At 56.8% G+C, this 3,156-nt stretch carries 4 protein-coding genes and 1 pseudogene; 3 read left to right on the top strand and 2 right to left on the bottom strand.

Going from position 1 to position 3,156, the window contains the following annotated elements; genetic code table 11:
- Both NKH35_RS31210 and NKH35_RS31215 read right to left on the bottom strand, forming a co-directional pair.
- The coding region (locus NKH35_RS31210) for a transposase (protein ID WP_352917520.1) at positions 1-156 on the bottom strand (156 nt) is incomplete at its 3' end.
- Positions 157-220: 64 nt separating this feature from the next.
- Positions 221-397, bottom strand: coding sequence for a hypothetical protein (locus NKH35_RS31215; protein WP_352917518.1), 177 nt, complete (start codon positions 395-397; stop codon positions 221-223).
- A gap of 991 nt (positions 398-1,388) precedes the next feature.
- Between NKH35_RS31215 and NKH35_RS31220 the strand changes: the two genes are divergently transcribed.
- The 3 genes and pseudogenes from NKH35_RS31220 to NKH35_RS31230 form a co-directional block, all read left to right on the top strand.
- A complete protein-coding gene (locus tag NKH35_RS31220) occupies positions 1,389-2,639 on the top strand; it encodes a sarcosine oxidase subunit beta family protein (protein ID WP_352917519.1) in 1,251 nt (416 codons plus the stop codon).
- A 7-nt stretch (positions 2,640-2,646) separates the two neighbouring features.
- Positions 2,647-2,937, top strand: a complete 291-nt coding sequence (locus tag NKH35_RS31225) for a sarcosine oxidase subunit delta (RefSeq protein WP_352917521.1) — start codon at positions 2,647-2,649, stop codon at positions 2,935-2,937.
- Positions 2,934-3,152 (top strand): annotated as a pseudogene (locus tag NKH35_RS31230) (2Fe-2S iron-sulfur cluster-binding protein); the annotation flags it as partial. The gene NKH35_RS31225 and the pseudogene NKH35_RS31230, both read left to right, overlap by 4 nt.
- Positions 3,153-3,156: the final 4 nt, after the last annotated feature.

Here is a 3,156-nt window from a genome sequence, read left to right on the forward strand (position 1 = left end):
CGTGCGCTCGCTCTTCGAGGCACCCAGCGCCTCGTCCATCTCGGCCTCAAGCACCTCCTGCATCACCGCACGGAGCACTTCGTGCAATCCATCCGCGTTCGAAAGCAAAATGTCTTTGAGGGCAGCGCTGGCGGTCTTAACTTCAGTCTTGGTCATGGTGGCGTTCCTTCGCGGGAATCGGTGACGTGAACAATCACCAGCCTGCCATCACCGCCCCCTCTCAGCGAATTTGCAGAACTCTCAGCACACTACCTTGTGATGGGGCCGCGATGGCCAGATACATCGGCAAGGCGAACGACTGAAGCGCGCTAGCGGCGCTATCGAGCGAGAACCCGACGCGACGCCGGTTCGCAAGGGAGGCGTCGACCCGAGCCTGCATGGTCTGCAACTGGCTCATGCCGCACCCCCGGCCACCTCATAGCCACGGCTGCGAGCCTTTGAAGATAGACTTTCGCGTGAATCATGGAGGTATCGACGCTACGATGACGCAGGATATCGGCAATCCGCTTCACTAAAACAGCTGCGTTTAGCATGCGGCTGGCGGCGCTCTGCCGGAGGATATGTACGCCTGCCTTTGGCCACCCGCAACGTTTGTGTGCAGCAAAAAAATCTTACGATCTGTGGATTGGGAGGTCATAAGGCGCAACGTGGCGTACGAATATCGCTCGGTTCACGCTTAGCGGACGCTCGTCTTGCAAATAAGCAACGATCGCGTCAGCCGTTTCGGGCGGCAGCGGTAGAATGTCGAACGTCCCCCTTTGACCGGGAAACCTGCCAGTTATGAGACGGATGTTGGTCACCGGGCGCTGAGGGTTGAGAGATACTAGTGCGGGTCTGTCCGTCGAGAGCCTCGTGTGGTCCGTGATGGTTGTACAACACGACAAGAGAACGCTCACGGGACCGATGAACGCCCCTTCTTTATCATGGCATCCCTGGGCCGGGCGTTGTGTTCACGTTTATGAGGTGATCAAAAGGGCTGACCGGGCGGTTTTCCGTTGCAGTCTGTCTGGCCACGCCGCAACGCGGAAGTGTGATTTGAACACCCAGTTCGAGTTCTTTATCCCCGCTGTATGGCGGTGTGTCGCGGTTATTGCCGTTCGTGCGCAGAGTAGTGCCAATCCGCTGTAGGTCAAAGCGACGTCCGGGCTCAAGACAGCGCATCCGCCCATTCACCGGTAGCCTTCCGATCACAAACCGGCGTTTTGTTTCGTGCGGAGCAAAACTTTCATTCGATGCCGGTTTTTGGTGCATTCCAACAAGATTCTCAGTTTTTTTGAATGTCTGGCGACTGAACGCAATGTTACACCTCTTATGACATCATTCGGACATCGAAGCTGTTTGTCTTGAATGACGGAATAGTTTTTGCTGGTACTATCGAGGGTTCGTTGATGAAATTTTCCGGCTTCCGCGTTTTTGCTGAAGCATTTAAAGGTCATTCCGGATGGAAGCCTTTATGGCGCAACCCGGATCCGAAGCCGTTCTACGACTATATTATCGTTGGCGGCGGCGGCCACGGGCTTTCGACAGCTTATTACTTGGCCAAGACCTTCCGCCAATCCCGTATTGCCGTCTTGGAGAAGGGCTGGCTCGGATCTGGAAATGTGGGTCGCAACACCACGGTCATTCGTTCAAATTACTTGCTGCCCGGCAATGCGCCTTTCTACGAGTTCTCAATGAAACTTTGGGAGGGATTAGAGCAGGAACTGAATTTTAATTTGATGGTCTCCCAGCGCGGCGCTATTTATCTCTTTCACTCGGATTGGGAGCGAGATTATTATCGGCGTCGTGCCAATTCGATGATGCTGTCCGGTGCGGACGCCCGGTTGTTGAGTCGTGAGGAGTTGCGGGCAATGGTGCCTTTCCTAAACTACACCAACGCGCGCTTTCCGATCCATGGCGGCTTCATGCAGGCGCGCGCGGGAACGGCGCGACATGACGCTGTCGCATGGGGGTATGCTCGTGGCGCAGATATACATGGGGTGGACCTCATTCAGAATTGCGAGGTCACAGGTTTCCGGATCGTAGACGGCACGATTCGCGGTGTCGAAACTTCGCGCGGCTATATCGGTGCTAGTAAGGTCGGAGTGGCAGTGGCGGGATCTTCTAGCCGCGTGATGGCGATGGCGGGGATGCGACTTCCGATCGAGAGCCATGTGTTGCAGGCATTCGTTACGGAAGGTTTAAAACCCATGATTCCCGGTGTGATCATGTTCGGCGCGGGAAACTTCTTTATAAGCCAATCCGATAAAGGCGGCCTAGTCTTTTGTGGCCATATCGACGGCTACAACTCCTATGCGCAGCGTGGGAATTTGCCGATGGTGGAGGAAGTCTGCGAAGGCGCTATGGCGGTGATGCCGATGCTGGGACGCGTGCGGCTCCTGCGGCAATGGGGCGGCATAATGGACATGTCGATGGACGGGTCACCCATTATCGACCGCACGAACATCAAAGGCCTCTATTTGAACGGGGGCTGGTGCGTTGGGGGCTTCAAGGCGACGCCCGCCAGTGGCCACGCCTTCGCCCATCTTCTTGCGACCGACACCCCTCATGAAACCGCGCGCGCTTATCGGCTAGATCGATTCGCAAAAGGATACTTAATCGATGAAGGCGGCGCTGGTGCGCAGCCTAGTCTTCAGTGAGGCCAACATGCTCATCCCCCATCCGGTCCTGGGTTTGCGCGATGCAAGAGAATTTACCTATCTCGGCGACGCCCGGCTGATCGATCGACCAGACTCGTCTGCACCCGATGCCGAACCTGCCTTTTACGAGTATCTATATTTGCGCGACAATCCGGCGGGCGCGCACCGCGAATTGTGGTTCCACGAGCATGGCGATCGCTCCTGGCTGGTAGTCACGCGCAATACGGTTACCCACGAGATTCTCAGCGCGGAGTTTGCGCGCGACATCGCTTTTGCGCGAAAGAGGAGCGGACTGTGACGCGGCTCTCGGGCGGACTAATAGACCGTTCACAGACACTGAACTTCACGTTTGACGGCAAACGCTATCAGGGTCATCCCGGCGACACGCTTGCCTCGGCGCTACTGGCCAACGGCGTGCGCCTGATGGGGCGCAGCTTCAAATATCATCGCCCCCGCGGTGTGCTGTCAGCCGGTTCCGAAGAGCCCAATGCATTGGTCGAGCTGCGAACCGGCTGAC

The organism is Mesorhizobium sp. M1143 (genome assembly GCF_040318435.1).
Classification (GTDB): domain Bacteria; phylum Pseudomonadota; class Alphaproteobacteria; order Rhizobiales; family Rhizobiaceae; genus Mesorhizobium.

Coding starts and splice junctions, on each gene's coding strand:
- NKH35_RS31225 (WP_352917521.1), top strand. CDS start 2,647: ATGCTCATCCCCCATCCGGTCCTGGGTTTGCGCGATGCAAGAGAATTT.
- NKH35_RS31215 (WP_352917518.1), bottom strand. CDS start 397: ATGAGCCAGTTGCAGACCATGCAGGCTCGGGTCGACGCCTCCCTTGCG.
- NKH35_RS31220 (WP_352917519.1), top strand. CDS start 1,389: ATGAAATTTTCCGGCTTCCGCGTTTTTGCTGAAGCATTTAAAGGTCAT.